This window comes from Variovorax sp. CF313 (assembly GCF_000282635.1).
GTDB lineage: Bacteria > Pseudomonadota > Gammaproteobacteria > Burkholderiales > Burkholderiaceae_C > Variovorax.
The window spans coordinates 13,074-30,784 of record NZ_AKIW01000014.1; the positions used below are offsets into that span (position 1 = coordinate 13,074).

The window sequence follows — 17,711 nt, forward strand, 5'->3', positions numbered from 1 at the left end:
CGCAGTTTCTCTGCAGGAGGTAGGTTTTGGACCAAGTGCTCTTGATCACGGGCGGCGGGCGCGGCATCGGCGCCGCCACCGCCGTGCTCGCCGCGCAGCGCGGCTACGCGGTGGCCGTCAACTACGCCAGCAACTCTCTGGCCGCCGACGAGGTGGTGCGCACCATCCGCGCGGGCGGCGGCACCGCCATGGCCGTGCAGGCCGACGTGGGCGACGAGGCGCAGGTGCTCGCCATGTTCCAGAAGGTCGACGCGAGGTTCGGCCGGCTGACGGCGCTGGTCAACAACGCCGGCGTGGTCGACGTGCAGGCACGCGTCGACGAGATGAGCGTGGCCCGGCTGGAGCGCATGTTCCGCATCAACGTGATCGGCAGCTTCATCTGCGCGCGCGAGGCCGTGCGGCGCATGAGCACGCGCTACGGCGGCGCGGGCGGCGCCATCGTCAACATCTCCAGCGCCGCCGCGCGGCTGGGCTCGCCCGACCAGTACGTCGACTACGCCGCGAGCAAGGGCGCCATCGACACCTTCACCATCGGGCTGGCCAAGGAAGTGGCGGCCGAAGGCATCCGCGTGAACGCAGTGCGCCCCGGACTGATCGATACCGAGATCCACGCCTCGGGCGGCATGCCGGACCGCGCCTTCGATCTCGCGCCCACCGTGCCCATGCAGCGCACCGGCAGCGCAGAGGAAATCGCGGGCGCCATCCTGTGGCTGCTGTCCGCCGAGGCCAGCTACACCACCATGGCCCTGCTCGACGTCGCCGGAGGCCGCTGACCATGAGCACCTCGATGGACCTGATCAAGCCGCTGGTCACGCTGGTGGCCATCGTCAACCCGCTGGCCATCGTGCCGTTCTTCATCCACTACACGCAGGGCTACAGCGATGCGCAGCGCCGCCACACGGTGCGCATGTCGGCCTTCAGCGCTTTCGTGGTGATCGCGGTGAGCGCGCTGCTCGGGCTGCAACTGCTGTCCTTCTTCGGCATCTCGATCGCGAGCTTCCAGGTCGGCGGCGGCCTGCTGCTGCTCATGAGCTCGCTGTCGATGCTGAATGCCAAGCCGGCCGAGAGCAAGACCAACGTCGAGGAGCTGCGCGCCACCGAAGTGAAGGCCTCCATGGGCGCGTCCATCGCGGTGGTGCCGCTCACCATTCCGCTGCTCACCGGGCCGGCCACCATTTCCACCGTGGTCATCTACGCGGACAAGACGCAGCACCTGTGGGAACTCGCGGTGCTGGTCGGCTACGGCGTGGTGGTCGCGCTGGCCACCGCGGTGGCCTTCTCGCTCGCGCAACCCATTGCGCGCGTGCTCGGCAAGACGGGCATCAACATCATGACGCGGCTCATGGGGCTGATCCTCGCGGCGCTCGCGGTAGAGGTGATGGCCGATGGGCTGGGGAAGCTGTTTCCGATCCTGCAGCGCGTGGGCTGATTCATTCAGCCCAGCATCTTCTCGATGATCCGCCAGTGCGCGGGTTCGACCGGCGTGATCGACAGCCGGTTGCCCTTGCGCAGCACGACCAGGTCGGCCAGCTCGGGCCTGGCGCGCAGCTCGGGCAGCGAGAGCAGCCGCGTCTTGCGCAGCGCCTGCACATCCACCAGCAGCCAGCGCGGATCGTCCTTCTTCGAGGCCTCGTCGTAGTAGGGCGACTTCGGATCGAACTGCGTCGGGTCGGGCTTGATGCCCGAGGCCACGCGCGCAATGCCCGCGATGCCGGGCTCCGGGCAGCTCGAGTGATAGAACAACACGCCGTCGCCGACCTTCATGCCATCGCGCATGAAGTTGCGTGCCTGATAGTTGCGCACGCCGGTCCAGGCCACGGTGGCGCCGGGCGCGGCGAGCGCGTCGTCGATCGAGACCTCGTCGGGCTCGGATTTCATCAACCAGTACTGTGGCATTGCGGTCTCTTCACCGGAGGAATTCGCCGCAAATATAAACCTGCACCAGGCCGTGCACCTTCATCGCGGAACACCGCGGAACCGGCTCTGCCGGGCCGCAGGTGTTGCCCCCGGCGAGGGGGTGTGCGCAGCGACACGAAGTGCGCGAAGCATGGGGGAGCGCCGGGTCAGGGTGTCACATAGTCGGACACGACCACCCACTTGCCATCCTTGATCTGCGACAGGCGCGACAGGTCGTTGCCCAGGCGCTTGGTGGCGGTGTAGCTGCTCTTCGGGCTGCCGAACATGTCGGGCTCGAAGGTCATGCTGTCCATCGCCTTGATGAAGCTGTCGGTCGTGAGGTTCGGCCCGGCCTTGGTCGCCGCCTTGATGAACGAATCGATGATCACGTAGCCGTACACCGAGAACACGGTCGGGTCTTCGTTGAACTTGGTCTTGTACTTGTTGGCCCAGAAGCGCAGCGGCTGCGACTGCTCGTCGGTGTACGGGTTCTGCACCGTCATGGTGGCGTAGATGCCGTCCATCGCCTTGCCGCCCAGCTTGTGGATCAGGTCGGTGTAGGCCGCGCTCGAGCCCAGGAAGGTCGGGTTGAAACCCGTCTTGCGCGACTCGCCCACGGTGCCGATGGTCTCGCGGATGATGGTGCCGAGCACCACGAGGTCGCAGTTGGCGGCCTTCATCTTGGCGACCTGCGAGCTGAAGTCGGTGGCGCCGCGCTTGAACGAGGTCTTCTCGGCCAGCTCCATGCCGGCGGTCTTCAGGCCCGCCTCGGCGCCGCGCAGCACCTCGAGGCCGAACTCGTCGTCCTGGTAGATGGTGCAGACCTTCTTGGCGCCCTTCTCCTTGATCATCTTGGGCAGGGCCAGGCGGATCTGGTCGTAGTAGGTGGCTGCGAACGAATACTTCAGCCGATTGAGCGGCTCGTACATTTCGCGCGCTGCGGTGATCGGCATGAAGTTGACGATGTTCTTCTCGAACTGCACCGGCATCGCCGCCATGTTCTGCGCCGTGCCGATGTGGCCGGCCATGATGAATATCTTTTCCTGGTTCACCAGCTTCTGCGCCGCCAGCACGGCCTTCTTCGGGTCGTAGCCCGAGTCTTCGACGAAGAGCTTGAGCTTGCGCCCATTGAGGCTGCCCTGCTCGTTGAGTTCGTCCACGCGCAGCTGCATGCCGTTGCGCGCCTGCTTGCCGAAGCCCGCGAGCGGACCCGACAGGTCCTGGATCGTGCCGATGCGGATCTCGTCCTTGCTCACGCCCTGCTGCTGAGCGGATGCGAGCGTCGCGATCAGGCCCAGCACGGCCAGCGTCGTCAGTGTCTTGAGCTTCGTCATAGCGGTGTCTCCTCGGGTTGGCAAAAAAAGAGGTCAGCGGTACATGGCGTCGATGCGGCCGGCGTACTTGGTCTGCACCAGCTTGCGCTTGAGCTTCATCGTGGGCGTGAGCTCCTCGTCCTCGGCGCTGAGCTGCGTTTCGAGCAGAAAGAACTTCTTGATCTGCTCGACGCGCGCGAACCTGGCGTTGACGCGATCGATCTCGCCCTGGATCAAATCCTGCACTTCCTTCGTGCGCGTCAGGCTCTCGTAGTTGCTGAACGGCACGTCGTGGTCCTGCGCAAACTTCTCGACGTTCTCCTGATCGATCATGACGATCACCGTGAGGTACGGCCGCTTGTCGCCGATGACCACGGCATCGGTGATGTAGGGGCTGAACTTGAGCTCGTTCTCCAGCTCGCTGGGCGTCACGTTCTTCCCACCCGCCGTGATGATGATGTCTTTCATCCGGTCGGTGATGCGGAAATACCCGTCCTCGTCCATCGTGCCCACGTCGCCGGTGTGCAGCCAGCCGTCGGCGTCGATGGTCTCGGCCGTCTTCTCGGGCAGGTTGAGGTAACCCATGAAGACATTGGGGCCGCGCACCAGGATCTCGCCGGTGGCGGGGTCGAGGCGCACCTCGTTGTAGCCGGTGGCCGGGCCGATGGAGCCCGGCTTGATGCGCGTGGCCGGCACCGCGGTCGAGGCGCCGCACGACTCCGTCATGCCCCACACCTCCAGCATCGGCACGCCCAGCGCGAGATACCACTTGACCAGCTCGGGCGAGATGGGCGCCGCGCCCGTCACCAGGAAGCGCGCGCGGTGGATGCCGATGAGCTTGCGCGCGTTGTCCAGCGCGAGCATGCGCGCGAGCCTGAACCTGAACTTCAGCGGCGAGCTCACCGGCTCGCCCGCCAGCACGCGGTTGGCGATCTCCTCGCCCACGCCGATGCTCCACCTGTAGGCCGCCTGCTGCAGCGGGCTCGCCTCCTTCAGGGCGATCATCACGCCCGAATAGAACTTCTCCCACACGCGCGGCACGGCCGTGAACACCGTGGGTGCGATCTCGCGCACGTTCTCCGGCACGGTCTCGGGGTTCTCGACGAAGTTGAGGATAGCGCCGGTGTACATCGCGAAGTACTCGCCGCCCATGCGCTCGGCGATGTGGCACAGCGGCAGGAAGCACATGCGCTCGTCGGTCTGGTCCTGCGCGACGAGCGTGTTGTAGCCGCGCGCGGTGTACACGAGCCCGGCATGGCTGTGCATGGCGCCCTTGGGCTTGCCGGTGGTGCCCGAGGTGTAGACGAGGATGGCGAGGTCTTCAGGGCGGCAGGCGGCAACCGTACGTTCGACCGCCTGCGGATCGGTGGCCAGGTGCTGGCGCCCGAGCGCGCGCAGCGCGTCGAGGCTCATCACCGCTGCATCGTCGAGGTCGCGCAGGCCTTCCATGTCGAACACGACCAAGCAGCGCAGGCGCGGCAGGCCGGCGCGCACCTCGAGCGCCTTGTCGAGCTGCTCGTCGTCTTCCACGAAGAGCACGGTGGTGCCCGAGTCTTCGCAAAGGTAGTGCACCTGCGAGGCCGCGTCGGTCGGATAGATGCCATTGGAGACACCGCCGCAGCTCAGCACCGCGAGATCGGCGAGCACCCATTCGATGACGGTGTTGGACAGGATCGACGCGCACTCGCCCGGCGCAAAGCCGATGGACTGGAGGCCGGCCGCGATCTCGCGCACCGCGTCGGCGGTCTGGTGCCAGCTCCAGCTGCGCCAGATGCCCAGTTCCTTCTGCCGCATCCAGATGTTGTCGCCGCGCTGCTTCACGGCGTTCCAGAACATCGCGGGAATGGTGTCGCCGGGCACGACGACGTCGAGCCGGGGTGCGAAGGCGTCGAGGTCCCAGAGTCCTTGCATGGCGGCTATCTCCAGGTTTTCTTCTTTTTCCAGCGCCGCTCGCCGCGCACGCCGTCGTCCTTCACGCCGAGGTAGAACTCCTTGATGTCTTCCTTCTCGCGCAGGCGTTCACAGGTGTCCTCCATCACGATGCGGCCGTTCTCCAGCACGTAGCCGTGGTCGGCGGCGTTGAGCGCCATGTTGGCGTTCTGCTCGACCAGCAGGATGGTGGTGCCGCGCTCGCGGTTGATGCGCACGACGATCTCGAAGATCTCTTTCGTCAGTTTCGGACTCAGCCCGAGGCTCGGTTCGTCCAGAAGAATCAGATGCGGCGCGGCCATGATCGCGCGCGAGATGGCGAGCATCTGCTGCTGGCCGCCCGACAGCAGCCCCGCGTCCTGCGTGGCCCGCTCGCGCAGGATCGGGAAGTAGGTGTAGACCGTCTCCATGTCCCGCGCCACGCCGTCGCGGTCCTTGCGGGTGTAGGCGCCCATCAGCAGGTTGTCCTTCACCGACAGCAGCGGGAACACCTCGCGGCCTTCGGGCACGTGGCTCAGCCCCTGCTGGACGATGTGGGCCGGGTCCTTGGCGGTGATGTTCCTGCCCTGGAATTCGATGCTGCCCTTGCGGGGGTCGATGATTCCGGAGATGGTCTTGAGGATGGTCGTCTTGCCTGCGCCGTTCGAACCGAGCACGGTCACGATCTCGCCCTGCCTGACTTTCAGGCTGACGCCACGGATCGCCTTGATCGGACCGTAGGCGCTCTCTACGTTGAGAAGCTGAAGGACTGCGTCGCTCATGCCGCCGTCCTCCTCAAGCTGCTCACGTCGTCCACGGTCCCGAGATAGGCCTCGACAACCCGCGCATCGGCTTGCACCTCGCGAGGAGAGCCGGTAGCCAGCACCTCGCCCATGTTCATCGCCAGCACCCGGTCGGACACCTTGGAAACAAGCGACATATCGTGCTCGACCATCAGCACAGACACACCCAGCTCATGCTGGATGTCCTGGATCCAGAACGCCATGTCCGCCGTCTCTTCCACATTGAGCCCCGAAGAAGGCTCATCGAGCAGCAGCAGCTTCGGCTCCGTGCACAGCGCACGCGCCAGCTCGACGACCTTGCGAACGCCATAGGGCAACCCCGCCACCATCGAATCGCGATGGTGCTGCAGGTCCAGCAGCTCGATCACCTGCTCCGCCTTCTCGCGCGCCTCGATCTCCGCGAGCCGCGTGGCGGGCGTGAAGAACACCTCGCTCCAGAACCCCGTCTGCCGGTGCGTGTGCCGGCCGATCAGCAGGTTGTGCAGCACCGTCGCGTGCTCGAACAGTTCGATGTTCTGGAAGGTGCGCGCAATGCCCAGCGCGGCAATCGCATGCGGGGCCTGCTGGGTCAGCGCAATGGCGCCGCCCTCCTCGCCATGCCACGTGATCTCCCCCATGGTCGGCGTGTAGATGCGGCTGATCAGGTTGAACACCGTCGTCTTGCCCGCCCCGTTCGGCCCGATCAGCGTGAACACCTCGCCACGCCGCACGTCGAAGCTCACCTTGTTGACCGCCAGCACACCGCCGAAGCGCACGCTCAGCTCCTTGGCCGAAAGAAGAATGTCGCCGCTCATCTCTGGGCTCCGTCACTCGCCGGCGCGCAGGACTGCCGCACCCCGTTCGCAGGACACCGCGGAACCGGCTTTGCCGGGCAGCAGGTGTCGCCCCCGGCGAGGGGGTTGGCGAAGCGACACGGAGTGCGCGAAGCCTGGGGGAGTGTCATCTCAGCCGGTCCGACTTGGTGAACGACTTCTGCCGCTTGAACAGCCCCCTGCGGTAGAACGGAAACAGCTGCAGCCAGGTGCGGATCTTCAGCCAGCGTCCGTACAGCCCCAGCGGCTCGAACAGCACGAAGGCGATCAGCACCACGCCATAAACCAGCCCCTGCAGCCCCGGCGCCTGGCCGATGACCGCCGGCAGCCAGTCCTTGCCAATGGAGATCAGCTGCGGCATCGCGATCAGGAAGATCGCACCCAGGAACGCGCCGTGCACCGAACCGAGCCCGCCGATCACCACCATCAGCAGCAGGTCGATCGACTGCAGGATGCTGAACTGGTCCGGCGAGATGAAGCTGAGCTTGTGCGCATACAAGGCCCCGCCCAGGCCCGCGAGTGCCGCCGAGATCGCGAACGACATCGTCTTGTAGCGTGCGAGGTGAATGCCCATGCTCTGCGCCGAGATCTCCGAATCGCGGATCGCGACAAAGGCGCGCCCCGTCGGCGAGCGCAGCAGGTTCAGGATGCCCAAGGTGGAAATCACCGCAACCACCAGGCACAGGAAGTAGAAGCCATCGCCCGAGCCCAGCGACCAGCCGAATATCTCCGGCGCCTTCACATGCAGGCCGGCATTGCCGCCCGTCACGCTCTCCCACCGCGCGAACACTTCCTCGACGATGAAGCCGAACGACAGCGTCGCGATGCCCAGGTAGATGCCCTTCACGCGCAGCGCCGGCAGCGCGACCACCACGCCCACGGCCGCCGACAGCGCCGCGGCCGCGATCAGCGCAACCGGAAACGGCACACCGGCGTTCGTCAGCACGCCCTGCGTGTAAGCGCCCGCGCCAAGAAACGCCGCATGCCCGATCGAGAACTGCCCCGTGAACCCGGCCAGCAGCATGAGCCCCAGGCCGACGATCCCGTAGATCAGCACGAAGGTCAGCTGCGCGAGCCAGTATTCGTCGATCACCCATGGTGCGACGACCAGGAACGCCACCAGCAGGCCGTACCAGAACACATGCCCGCCGTGCCGGGCAAGGCGGATGTCCTGGTCGTAGCTGGTCTTGAAGATGAAGCGCATGAACGATCAAACTTTCTTGCGCAGCTTCTCGCCGAACAGACCGTTCGGCTTGATCATAAGCATCAACAGCACCACGATGTACGGCGCCGTGTCCTTGAAGCCATCGGGCAGATAGAAGCCCGCGAACGACTCGACGATGCCGATGACCAGCCCACCGACGATGGCACCCGGCAGGCTGCCGAAACCGCCGACCACCGCCGCCGGAAAGGCCTTGAGCCCGATGAAGCCCATGTTCGCGTGCACGAAGGTGATGGGCGCGAGCAGCATGCCCGCGATGGCCGCGACCGCCGCCGCCAGGCCCCACACCAGCCCGTTGAGCCGCTTCACCGGAATGCCCATGTAGTAGGCCGCCAGCTGGTTCTGCGACGAGGCCTGCATTGCGATGCCGAGCTTGCTGTAGCGGAACATCGCGAACAGCAGGGCGCAGAGGATGGCGGTGGCGACGATGATCGCGAGCTGCTCGAGGTTGACCACCAGCTCGCCCAGTTTCCAGATCTGGTCCTTGTAGGGCACGGGGAGCGTGTGGGTGTCGGTGCCGATGCCCGGCACCATGGTGATGAGCCCGCGCGCCACGTAGGCGATGCCGATCGTGAGCATCACGATGGAGAACTGCGGCTGCCCGAGGATCGGCCGGATCACCACCAGTTCGAGCAGCACGCCGAAAGCCGCCATCGCCACCACGGCAAGGATGGCCGCGAGCCAGAACGGCAGGCCGAACAGCGACATGCCCGCGAACGCACCGAAGGCCCCGAGCATCATCAGGTCGCCCTGCGCGAAGCTCACGGTTTCGGTGGCCTTGTAGATCAGCACGAAGCCCAGCGCGATCAGGCCGTAGATGCAACCTTGCGCAATGCCCGACAGCAGGAGTTGGAGGATCTGCATGGGGCCTCTTCGCGCCTACTGCCTGAAGCCGCCCGCCGCGTCGTGCAGCGCAAGCCGGCGCGATCCGGCCACGATGTCGCTGGGCTTGAGGCCGTAGACCTGGCGGATCGAATGGCTGAAGTGCGTCGAGTCGGGGTAGCCGGTGTCCAGCGCGATATCGGTCAGCGTGCCGGCCTGGCGCACGTAGCGCAGCAGGCTGCGCGCGCGCTTCCAGGCCCGGAAGGCGCGAAACGCCATGCCGGTCTCCTGCTTGAACAGATGCAGGAAGCGCGAGAACGACAGGTGCACCGAGGCCGCGCAGTCTTCGGCCGAGGCGGGCGCCGCGGGGTCGGCGACGAGGGTGTCGATGACCTTGCGGATGCGCGCGTCGATCGGTCGCGGCGCAAGCACCTCGCCGAAGAACAGCGCATCGAAATCGAAGCCGTCGAATTCCGAGCCGCGGCCCGAGGCCGCGAGCAGGTGCGCATGGACCTCGCGCACACGCCGCGCGAAGGCGGGCGCATCGACCGGGCCGCAGTGCCGCATGAACGCCGGCAAGCGCGCGGGGTCGACCGATTCCGATTCGATCAACAGGTTGAAGATCAGCGGATGCTCGCTCTCGACATGGTGCGGCACCTGCGGCGGCACCACGATCAGCTCGCCCGCCTGCCAGGCGCCGCCGCCGATGCGGATGCGGATCGGCGGCACGCCCGCGGGCGCCAGGTACACGCCGTGCCCGCCCATCGTGCGCTCGGCGGCCGCGCCGAGCAGCCCGGCGTAGAACACGCGTTGCGGCGTGAGCCACATGAGGCGTTCACCCTGTGGTGCGCCGCCGTTGTCCGACGGCGCAGTCCTCGTTCGCTGCATGGTGCCTGTCTCCTGCATCGGGGGTCGATTGCCAACGGTGGATGGTGTCGCGCTCGCTGGATCGTAGCGGCGCAGGCCGGCGGCGCGGCGTGCATTTGCGCGGGGACTTTCCCTAGGCCCGCGCGAACGCGCGGCGCAGCTCGGCGGCACAGAGCGCGACCGCGGTGCCGGCCTCGTCGAGCACCTTGCCCATGGTGATGAAGCCATGGATCTGGCGCTCGAAGCACACGTACGCGGCGCTGTTGCCGGCGGCCGTGAGCGCCTCGGCATACGCGGCGCCTTCGTCGCGCAGCGGGTCGTAGCCGGCCGTGACGACGAGCGCCGGCGGCAGGCCCGCGAGGTCGGTGTGCAGCAGCGGCGAAGCACGCCAGTCGAGGTCGTGCTCCGGGTCGGTGATGTAGTGGTCGTGGAAGTACGTCATCGTGTCGCTGGTCAGCAGGTAGCCCTGCCCGTTGGCATGGTGCGATGGATGGCCGCGGCGCATGTCGGTGGCCGGGTAGATCAGCAGCTGGTAGGCGATGGGCAGGTCGCCGGCATCGCGTGCGGCGATCGACACCACGGCCGCGAGGTTGCCGCCCGCGCTGTCGCCGCCCACGGCGAGGCGGCTCGCATCGAGCCCCAGCGCGACGGCCTCGCGGCGCACCCAGCGGGTGGCGGCGAGCACGTCGTCCACCGCTGCGGGAAAGCGGTGCTCCGGGCCCATGCGGTAGTCGACCGCGACCACGGCGCAGCCGGCGCCGTTGGCCAGTTCGCGGCACAGCACGTCGTGCGTGTCGAGGTCGCCGATGACCCAGCCGCCGCCGTGGTAGTACACCAGCACCGGCAGCGGACCGGCGCCCGAACCCAGGGGCCTGTACAGACGCACCGGGATGGGGCCGTGCGGCCCTTGCGCGGCCAGGTCGCGCACCTCGGCCACCTCGGCCGGCAGCGGCTGCAAGGCGGCGCGGCGCTCGCGATAGAAGGCCCGCGCGTCGGCAGGCGAGAGGGTGTGAGTCGGCGGAATGCCGCGCGCCTCGATGAAGTCGAGCAAGGCGCGCGCCTGGGGATGCAGCATGGTGTCTCCGGGAGGTCGAGCGGGCGTCGCTCGATCCCCCCGCACCATGCCCGCGCCGCTGCGGCGCGGCTTGCGGAAACTGGCTATGCCTTGCGCGGCTTCACGCGCGAGGCGGCTTCCTTGGCGAGCCTGCGAGCGGTGCCGGTGTCGGCTGCATGCACCAGCGCCACGCCCATGCGGCGCTTGGTGAAGCTCTCGGGCTTGCCGAACAGGCGCACGTCGCTGCCGGGCACCTGCAAGGCCTCGGCCACGCCGTCGAAGGCGATGCCGGTGGCGTCCACGCCGCCGTAGATCACGGCGCTGGCGCCCGGGCTCTTGAGCGAGGTGTCGACCGGCAGGCCGAGGATGGCGCGCGCATGCAGCTCGAACTCGTTCTGCCACTGCGTGGCCATGGTGACCATGCCGGTGTCGTGCGGGCGGGGGCTGACTTCGCTGAACCAGACTTCGTCGCCCTTCACGAACAGCTCGACGCCGAACAGGCCCTGCCCGCCGAGGTCGGCCGTGACGGCCTGCGCGATCTGCTGCGCCTTCTGCAGCGCGGCGGGCGCCATGGGGTGCGGCTGCCAGCTTTCCACGTAGTCGCCGCTCACCTGCACATGGCCGATGGGGTCGCAGAACCTGGTTTCCACGGCGCCTGCGGCATCCTTGGCGCGCACGGTCAGCAGCGTGATCTCGTAGTCGAAGTCGATGAAGCCCTCGACGATCACGCGGCCGTAGCTCACGCGGCCGCCGGCCATGGCGTAGTCCCAGGCCTTCTGCACGTCGGCCGGGCCGTCGATCTTGCTCTGGCCCTTGCCGGAGCTGCTCATCACGGGCTTGACGATGCAGGGGTAGCCGATGCCTGCGTCGATGGCCGCCTGCAGTTCGGCCAGCGAGTCGCAGAACTTGTAGGGGCTGGTGGGCACGCCCAGCGTCTCGGCGGCCAGGCGGCGGATGCCTTCGCGGTCCATGGTCAGGCGGGCGGCGCGGGCGGTGGGAATCACGCGCACCACACCCGCGTCTTCGAGCTGCTGGAGCATGGGCGTGGCGATGGCCTCGATCTCGGGCACCACCAGCGCGGGCTTCTCGGCCTCGATCAGCGCCTTGAGTTGCTCGGGGTCGCTCATGGTGATGGTGCGCGCGTGGTGCGCCACCTGCTGGCCGGGGGCGTTCTCGTAACGGTCGACCGCGATGGTCTCGACGCCGAGGCGCTGCAGGGCGATCAGCACCTCCTTGCCGAGTTCGCCGGAGCCGAGAAGCATCACGCGGGTTGCCGAGGGGGAAAGGGGGGTGCCGAGGGTGGTCATGGTCGGAGGTCGGAGAAAGCGGTGGAAAGCGGGGGAAAAAGCAACCGCCGCACTGTAAGCCACCGGCGGGCCGACGGTGTCGCACGCGGCAACGGCGCGGCCCGGGGGCTGCTTCACAATCGAAGTTTTCGCCGCGGCGCCAGCCTCGCGCACCCTTCTTTTCGTTTTCTCTCAAGGAGTTTTCTCATGGCTATTCAGACTGTCGGCATCATCGGCGCCGGAACGATGGGCAACGGCATCGCGCAGGCCTGCGCGGTGGCCGGCGTGAAGGTGGTGATGGTCGACATCGCCCAGGCGGCGGTCGACAAGGGCCTGGCCACGGTGTCGGGCAGCCTCGACCGCCTGATCAAGAAAGAGAAGCTCACCGCCGAGCAGAAGACCGCCGCGCTGGCGCTCATCAAGGGCTCGACCAACTACGACGACCTGAAGAGCGCACAGCTGGTCATCGAGGCGGCCACCGAGAACCACGCGCTCAAGCTGAAGATCCTCAAGCAGGTCGACGACATGCTGGCACCCGAGGTGATCATCGCCTCGAACACCTCGTCGATCTCGATCACGCAGCTGGCCGCCGCCACCTCGCGCCCCGACCGCTTCATCGGCATGCACTTCTTCAACCCGGTGCCGATGATGGCGCTGGTGGAGCTGATCCGCGGCTACCTCACGAGCGACGCCACGCACGACACGGTGAAGGAACTGGCCGAGCGCCTGGGCAAGTCGCCCATCACCGTGAAGAACGCGCCGGGCTTCGTGGTCAACCGCATCCTGGTGCCGATGATCAACGAGGCCTTCTTCGTGCTGGCCGAGGGCATCGCCACGGCGGAAGACATCGACGCCGGCATGAAGCTGGGCTGCAACCAGCCGATCGGCCCGCTGGCACTGGCCGACATGATCGGCCTGGACGTGTGCCTGGCCGTGATGGAGGTGTACCTGGAGCAGTTCGGCGACTCCAAGTACCGCCCCTGCCCGCTGCTGAAGGAAATGGTCGCCGCGGGCCAGCTGGGCCGCAAGACGGGCCGCGGCGTCTACACGTACTGATCGAGCGAAAACAACAACAAGGAGACAAGAACGCCATGACCGCCACGCCCACAATCCCACCGGCAGAAGGCTGCATCGACACCGAGGTGCTCGGCCACGTGCTGCTGATCGGCATCAACCGCCCTGCCAAGCGCAACGGCTGGACGCCGCCGATGTTCAGGCAGCTCGCCGAGGCCTACACCCGGCTCGACGACGACCCGAACCTGCGCGTGGGCGTGCTGCACGCCTTCGGCGACCACTTCACGGCAGGCCTCGACCTGCCGGCGGTGGCCGAGTACATGAAGCGTGGCGAGAAGGCGGTCCCGCAGGGCCTGGTGGAGCCGCATGACTTCGGGCTCGAAGGCTACCGCCGCCGCACCAAGCCGATGGTGGCTGCCGTGAAGGGCATCTGCTTCACGGTCGGCATCGAGCTGATGCTGGGCGCCGACATCGTGGTGGCCGCCGACGACTGCCGCTTCTCGCAGATGGAAGTGCAGCGCGGCATCATGGCCACGGGAGGCGCCACGCTGCGCATGGCCGAGCGTGCCGGCCTGGGCAACGCGATGCTGCACCTGCTCACGGCCGACGAGTTCGACAGCGCCGAAGCCTATCGCCTCAACTTCGTGCAGAAGGTGGTGCCGGCCGGCCAGGAGCTCGACGCGGCGCTGGCCATTGCGCAGCGCATCGCCGCCCAGGCGCCGCTGGCGGTGGTGGCCACGCGGCTCAACGTGCTGAAGGCCATCGAGCACGGGCCGCTGGCCGCGGTGTCGGAATTCATCGAGACGCAGAAACGCCTGTCGAACAGCGAGGACGCCGCCGAGGGCGTGCGCTCTTTCGTCGAACGCCGGCCAGCGCGCTTCAGCGGCCGTTGATCCTTTCACCGAGAACAACAACATGCCCTTTTTCGTTCGCACGGCGATCGCCGCCGCATTCACCCTGCTCGCCGTGAACACCACTTCCGCACAGACGCCCACGCCTCCCGCGCTGCCCGACCCCGCGGCCACCTCGGTCGACGCGCTGGGCTGGATGAAGGGCTTCCCGCCCGCACCGGACAAACTCATCACCTTCGACAACCCGGCCGGCGGCGTGTTTCCGCGCACGCGCTGGAGCTTCTCGCACGTGCGCGAGACCGTGCCCACCGCCAACGTGTGGCGCGGCAGCGGCGCGGCCAGCCCGCTGCCGGCGGCCACGTCACCCGTCCAGATCGAAGCCGTGACGTTCAAGCCTCTTGGAGGTGCAGGCAGCGACCAGACGCTGAACTTCGCCCAGATGATCTCCGGCACCTACACCGACGGCATCCTCGTGATGCACCGCGGCAAGGTGGTCTACGAGAAGTACTTCGGCGCACTCACGCCCGAGCGCCCGCACATCGCGATGTCGGTCACCAAGTCCTTCGTGGGCACGCTGGCTGCCATCCTCGCGGACGAAGGCAAGCTCGATCCGGCCGCACCGGTCACCAAGTACATCCCCGAGCTCAAGGACACGGCGTACGGCGACGCCACCGTGCGCCAGGTGATGGACATGACCGTCGGCGTGCACTACTCCGAGAACTACGCCGACCCGAAGGCCGAGATCTGGGACTACGCCCGTGCCGGCGGCATGCTCACGCAGGGCCAGAACTACATCGGACCCAAGTCGTTCTACGAATTCCTCGTCACGCTGAAGAAGGAAGGCGAGCACGGCGACGCCTTCGCCTACAAGACGGTCAACGCCGAGGTGCTGGCCTGGATCGTGCGCCGCGCCAGCAACCAGTCGCTGGCCGACCTGCTGAGCGAAAAGATCTGGCGCCGCATCGGCGCCGAGCAGGACGCCTACTTCATGGTCGACCGCATCGGCACCGAGTCGGGCGGCGGCGGCCTCAACACCGTGCTGCGCGACCTCGCGCGCTTCGGCGAGACCATGCGCAACGGCGGGCGCGCCTCCAACGGGCAGCAGGCCATTCCGAAGGCGGTGGTCGACGACATCCAGCGCGGCGGCGACCCGGCGAAGTTCGTGAAGGCCGGCTATGCGCTGCTCAAGGGCTGGTCGTACCGCGACATGTGGTGGGTGTCGCACAACCCGCACGGTGCCTACATGGCGCGCGGCATCCACGGCCAGAGCATCTACGTGGACCCGAAGGCCGAGGTGGTGATCGTGCGCTACGCCGCGCATCCGGTGGCGGGCAATGCGGGCAACGACCCGCTGACGCTGCCGGCGTTCCATGCCGTGGCCGAGGCGCTGATGCGCCCCTGAGCCGCTTCTAGGCCGTCGCCCGCTCCCGGGCAATCACGAGCAGGCCGTCCATGATCAGGCTCTCGACCAGCTCGAAGTGCCCGTTCATGACCGGCGCCATCTTCCAGCCCGCGCCGCCGGTCATGTAGCAGGCCGGATCGGCGCCGCAGTGCGAGCGCACGTGCTGCACCATGCGCTCGACCGCGCCGGCGATGGCGTAGGTGCCGCCGCTGGTCAGCGCATCGCTGGTGTTGGTGGGGAATTCGCGCACCTCGCCGGTCGGCACGTGCAGCCCGGCCGTGCCCGACTCCAGCGCGCGCAGCATGATGCCGTGGCCCGGCAGGATCAGCCCGCCGAGGAACCTGCCGTCCGCGTCGATCGCCTCGACGGTCACGGCGGTGCCGATCATCACCACCACCATAGGCCGCGGCGGCTGTCCCGGCCTTGCGGCGAGCATGCGGTGGCGCGCGCCGATCATCGCCACGAAGCGGTCGGCGCCCAGGCGGGTGGGATGGTCGTAGCCGTTCACGATGCCGGCCTCGCCCGCGCTGGACATCACCCAGCGCGGCGCGCAGTCGAAACGCTCGACGATCTGTTCCTCGGCACGCCGGCGCACCGCGTCCCCGGCCACCACGCAGCCCAGCATGGAACCGGGCGCCGGCAGGTCGGCCCAGGGGCCGTCGGCCAGCCGTTCGATGTGGTCGAGGAATTCGGCGCCGTGCGCCTGCAGCTCGGCGCCGGGGCGGGCCGAGTCGTAGAGCGCCCATTTGAGGCGGGTGTTGCCGATGTCGATGGCGAGGAAGGGGGATGGCATGCGCGGGATTATTGCGACTTTGTCGTTATTCCTGCTGGCACCTCGTCGACACGCGGCGTGGGCCTACGCGGCGCTGCCCCGTCGCGCCGGTAGATTGGCAGGTCCATCCACCAACTACGGCACAAGGAGAACACCATGGGTTTGCTCAGTTTCATCAAGGAGGCGGGTGAAAAACTGTTCGGCGGCCCGTCGGCGCAGGCCGCCACGCCAGACGCCAACCAGGCCGCCGCCGCGGCCATCAAGACCTACATCGAGACGCAGAACCTCGGCCTCACGGGGCTCCAGGTGACCTATGCGGCGAGCAGCGGCGTGGTCACCCTCGCGGGCCAGGCGCCATCGCAGGAGGCCAGCGAGAAAGCCTCGCTGGCAGCAGGCAACGTGGCGAACGTGACGAGCGTCGAGAACAACCTCGTCGCACCGGCCGCGCCGCCCGCGCAGTACCACGACGTGGTGAAGGGCGACACGCTCTCGGCCATCTCGAAGAAGTACTACGGCGATCCGAACAAGTACAACGCGATCTTCGAGGCGAACAAGCCGATGCTGAGCAGCCCCGACAAGATCTATCCAGGGCAGAAGCTGCGCATTCCGCCGCTCTGAACTGGCGCTCGAAGAGGGCAGTCTCGAGGCCTGCCGAGGAATCGGTGGGCCTTTTTGCTTCTTTCGGGGTGCGTGCGAATGGCACCGGGTGCTCCCCTGCGCGAATGCCCCCCGCCTTCGGCTCCTCCTTTATTTCGCTGCGGGGAGCCCCGTCGGCGTGAGCACACCCCGAACGACTCAGTTCTGCTTCCAGGGCAACCCACGCTTGCGCCAGCCGCCGATGAGTCCGCGATGCCCCTGGTCGTCCGGATTCCCCTCGAAGCCTTCGAGGATGTTGTAAGCCTCTGCGCCCAGTTCGGTCGCGCGCTTGGCGGCCGCGATGGAGCGCACACCGCTGCGGCACAGCAGCACCAGCTTCTTCCGGCCTTCGGCGGCGGCACGGATGCCGTCGTCGAACGCGGGGTTCATCGCCATGCCCGGCCACTGTTTCCAGGCCAGCGGCACGGCGCCGGGTACGTAGCCGACCCATTCGCGCTCGGCGTCGGTGCGCACGTCGACCATCACGGCCTCGCCGCTGGCCATCCATTGCGCCGCCTGCTCGGGCGTCACGTCGCCAGCGTAGCCTTTGTTCTCCACGGATTCGGTCATTTCCTTGCTTCCTTCCTTTTCTGCGACGCGGTATTCAATCACTGGGATTCTTCATCTGTTCGATCAGTTCGAACAGGCCCATGCCCAGCAGCATGGCGCCCACGAAGACCGCGGCCTTGAGCTCGCCCGAGCCGAGCGAGACCAGCGCGGGGCCGGGACAAAAGCCCGCCACACCCCAGCCAACGCCGAACAGCAGGCTGCCGCCGACGAGGCGACGGTCGATCCGGCGCGCGGTGGGCAGCATGATCGGCGCGCCGAGCAGCGACAGCTTGCGCCGGCGCGCGAATAGGAAGGCGGCGGCGCTCACGATCACCGCCCCGCCCATCACAAATGCGAGCGAGGGGTCCCAGGCGCCGGCAAGGTCGAGAAAACCGAGCACCTTGGCCGGATTGGCCATGCCGGAGACGATGAGGCCGAGCCCGAAGACCAGGCCGGCGAGCAGGGAGGCGATGACGGTCGGCATGAGGGCGAATCGCTCCTTCA

At 67.5% G+C, this 17,711-nt stretch carries 19 protein-coding genes; 6 read left to right on the forward strand and 13 right to left on the reverse strand.

What is annotated here, in order from left to right; all coding sequences use genetic code 11:
* Nucleotides 1–26 precede the first annotated feature (26 nt).
* Nucleotides 27–773: an SDR family oxidoreductase gene (locus PMI12_RS04620; RefSeq protein WP_007829617.1), complete on the forward strand. Its 747-nt coding sequence runs from the start codon at nucleotides 27–29 to the stop codon at nucleotides 771–773.
* A 2-nt stretch (nucleotides 774–775) separates the two neighbouring features.
* Nucleotides 776–1,429 carry a MarC family protein gene (locus PMI12_RS04625; RefSeq protein ID WP_007829619.1) on the forward strand — a complete coding sequence of 218 codons (654 nt, stop codon included), beginning with the start codon at nucleotides 776–778 and terminating at the stop codon, nucleotides 1,427–1,429.
* Between the two features lie 5 nt (nucleotides 1,430–1,434).
* Here the strand turns inward: PMI12_RS04625 and PMI12_RS04630 are convergent, their stop codons facing one another.
* The 10 genes from PMI12_RS04630 to purT form a co-directional block, all read right to left on the reverse strand.
* Nucleotides 1,435–1,896 (reverse strand): EVE domain-containing protein, encoded by a 462-nt coding sequence (locus tag PMI12_RS04630; RefSeq protein ID WP_007829620.1) that lies wholly within the window; start codon nucleotides 1,894–1,896, stop codon nucleotides 1,435–1,437.
* A gap of 167 nt (nucleotides 1,897–2,063) precedes the next feature.
* Nucleotides 2,064–3,230, reverse strand: a complete 1,167-nt coding sequence (locus tag PMI12_RS04635; protein WP_007829622.1) for an ABC transporter substrate-binding protein — start codon at nucleotides 3,228–3,230, stop codon at nucleotides 2,064–2,066.
* Between the two features lie 33 nt (nucleotides 3,231–3,263).
* The gene (locus PMI12_RS04640; protein WP_007829624.1) at nucleotides 3,264–5,120 is read right to left on the reverse strand and encodes an AMP-dependent synthetase/ligase; all 1,857 of its coding nucleotides are present in this window, start codon (nucleotides 5,118–5,120) and stop codon (nucleotides 3,264–3,266) included.
* A gap of 5 nt (nucleotides 5,121–5,125) precedes the next feature.
* A complete protein-coding gene (locus PMI12_RS04645; protein WP_007829626.1) occupies nucleotides 5,126–5,899 on the reverse strand; it encodes an ABC transporter ATP-binding protein in 774 nt (257 codons plus the stop codon).
* Nucleotides 5,896–6,714 (reverse strand): ABC transporter ATP-binding protein, encoded by an 819-nt coding sequence (locus tag PMI12_RS04650; RefSeq protein WP_007829632.1) that lies wholly within the window; start codon nucleotides 6,712–6,714, stop codon nucleotides 5,896–5,898. The genes PMI12_RS04645 and PMI12_RS04650 overlap by 4 nt, the downstream gene beginning before the upstream one ends.
* Nucleotides 6,715–6,859: 145 nt before the next feature.
* Nucleotides 6,860–7,936, reverse strand: coding sequence for a branched-chain amino acid ABC transporter permease (locus PMI12_RS04655; RefSeq protein WP_007829634.1), 1,077 nt, complete (start codon nucleotides 7,934–7,936; stop codon nucleotides 6,860–6,862).
* A gap of 6 nt (nucleotides 7,937–7,942) precedes the next feature.
* Nucleotides 7,943–8,818 carry a branched-chain amino acid ABC transporter permease gene (locus tag PMI12_RS04660; RefSeq protein ID WP_007829636.1) on the reverse strand — a complete coding sequence of 292 codons (876 nt, stop codon included), beginning with the start codon at nucleotides 8,816–8,818 and terminating at the stop codon, nucleotides 7,943–7,945.
* 15 nt (nucleotides 8,819–8,833) lie between these two features.
* Nucleotides 8,834–9,664, reverse strand: a complete 831-nt coding sequence (locus PMI12_RS04665) for a helix-turn-helix domain-containing protein (RefSeq protein ID WP_007829638.1) — start codon at nucleotides 9,662–9,664, stop codon at nucleotides 8,834–8,836.
* A 112-nt stretch (nucleotides 9,665–9,776) separates the two neighbouring features.
* A complete protein-coding gene (locus PMI12_RS04670) occupies nucleotides 9,777–10,718 on the reverse strand; it encodes an alpha/beta hydrolase (RefSeq protein WP_007829640.1) in 942 nt (313 codons plus the stop codon).
* 83 nt (nucleotides 10,719–10,801) lie between these two features.
* On the reverse strand, nucleotides 10,802–12,004 hold the full coding sequence (gene purT / locus PMI12_RS04675) for a formate-dependent phosphoribosylglycinamide formyltransferase (protein ID WP_007829642.1): 1,203 nt from the start codon (nucleotides 12,002–12,004) through the stop codon (nucleotides 10,802–10,804).
* A gap of 186 nt (nucleotides 12,005–12,190) precedes the next feature.
* On the opposite strand from purT, the gene PMI12_RS04680 reads away from it, so the two are divergent.
* From PMI12_RS04680 to PMI12_RS04690, 3 genes are read left to right on the forward strand one after another with little or no spacing between them, the layout of a single operon-like run.
* Entirely contained in the window at nucleotides 12,191–13,039 is an 849-nt protein-coding gene (locus tag PMI12_RS04680) for a 3-hydroxybutyryl-CoA dehydrogenase (RefSeq protein WP_007829644.1), read from the forward strand.
* A gap of 35 nt (nucleotides 13,040–13,074) precedes the next feature.
* Nucleotides 13,075–13,890, forward strand: coding sequence for a crotonase/enoyl-CoA hydratase family protein (locus PMI12_RS04685; protein ID WP_007829646.1), 816 nt, complete (start codon nucleotides 13,075–13,077; stop codon nucleotides 13,888–13,890).
* 22 nt (nucleotides 13,891–13,912) lie between these two features.
* On the forward strand, nucleotides 13,913–15,250 hold the full coding sequence (locus PMI12_RS04690) for a serine hydrolase domain-containing protein (protein WP_007829647.1): 1,338 nt from the start codon (nucleotides 13,913–13,915) through the stop codon (nucleotides 15,248–15,250).
* A gap of 7 nt (nucleotides 15,251–15,257) precedes the next feature.
* On the opposite strand, the gene PMI12_RS04695 is transcribed toward PMI12_RS04690, so the two are convergent.
* On the reverse strand, nucleotides 15,258–16,043 hold the full coding sequence (locus tag PMI12_RS04695) for a type III pantothenate kinase (protein WP_007829648.1): 786 nt from the start codon (nucleotides 16,041–16,043) through the stop codon (nucleotides 15,258–15,260).
* Between the two features lie 135 nt (nucleotides 16,044–16,178).
* Here PMI12_RS04695 and lysM point away from each other — a divergent pair, with 135 nt between their 5' ends.
* Nucleotides 16,179–16,640, forward strand: coding sequence for a peptidoglycan-binding protein LysM (gene lysM / locus PMI12_RS04700; protein ID WP_007829649.1), 462 nt, complete (start codon nucleotides 16,179–16,181; stop codon nucleotides 16,638–16,640).
* A gap of 177 nt (nucleotides 16,641–16,817) precedes the next feature.
* Here the strand turns inward: lysM and PMI12_RS04705 are convergent, their stop codons facing one another.
* Together PMI12_RS04705 and PMI12_RS04710 are read right to left on the reverse strand one after the other, a co-directional pair.
* Nucleotides 16,818–17,228, reverse strand: a complete 411-nt coding sequence (locus tag PMI12_RS04705) for a rhodanese-like domain-containing protein (RefSeq protein ID WP_007829650.1) — start codon at nucleotides 17,226–17,228, stop codon at nucleotides 16,818–16,820.
* 34 nt (nucleotides 17,229–17,262) lie between these two features.
* Nucleotides 17,263–17,691 carry a YeeE/YedE family protein gene (locus PMI12_RS04710; protein WP_007829651.1) on the reverse strand — a complete coding sequence of 143 codons (429 nt, stop codon included), beginning with the start codon at nucleotides 17,689–17,691 and terminating at the stop codon, nucleotides 17,263–17,265.
* Nucleotides 17,692–17,711: the final 20 nt, after the last annotated feature.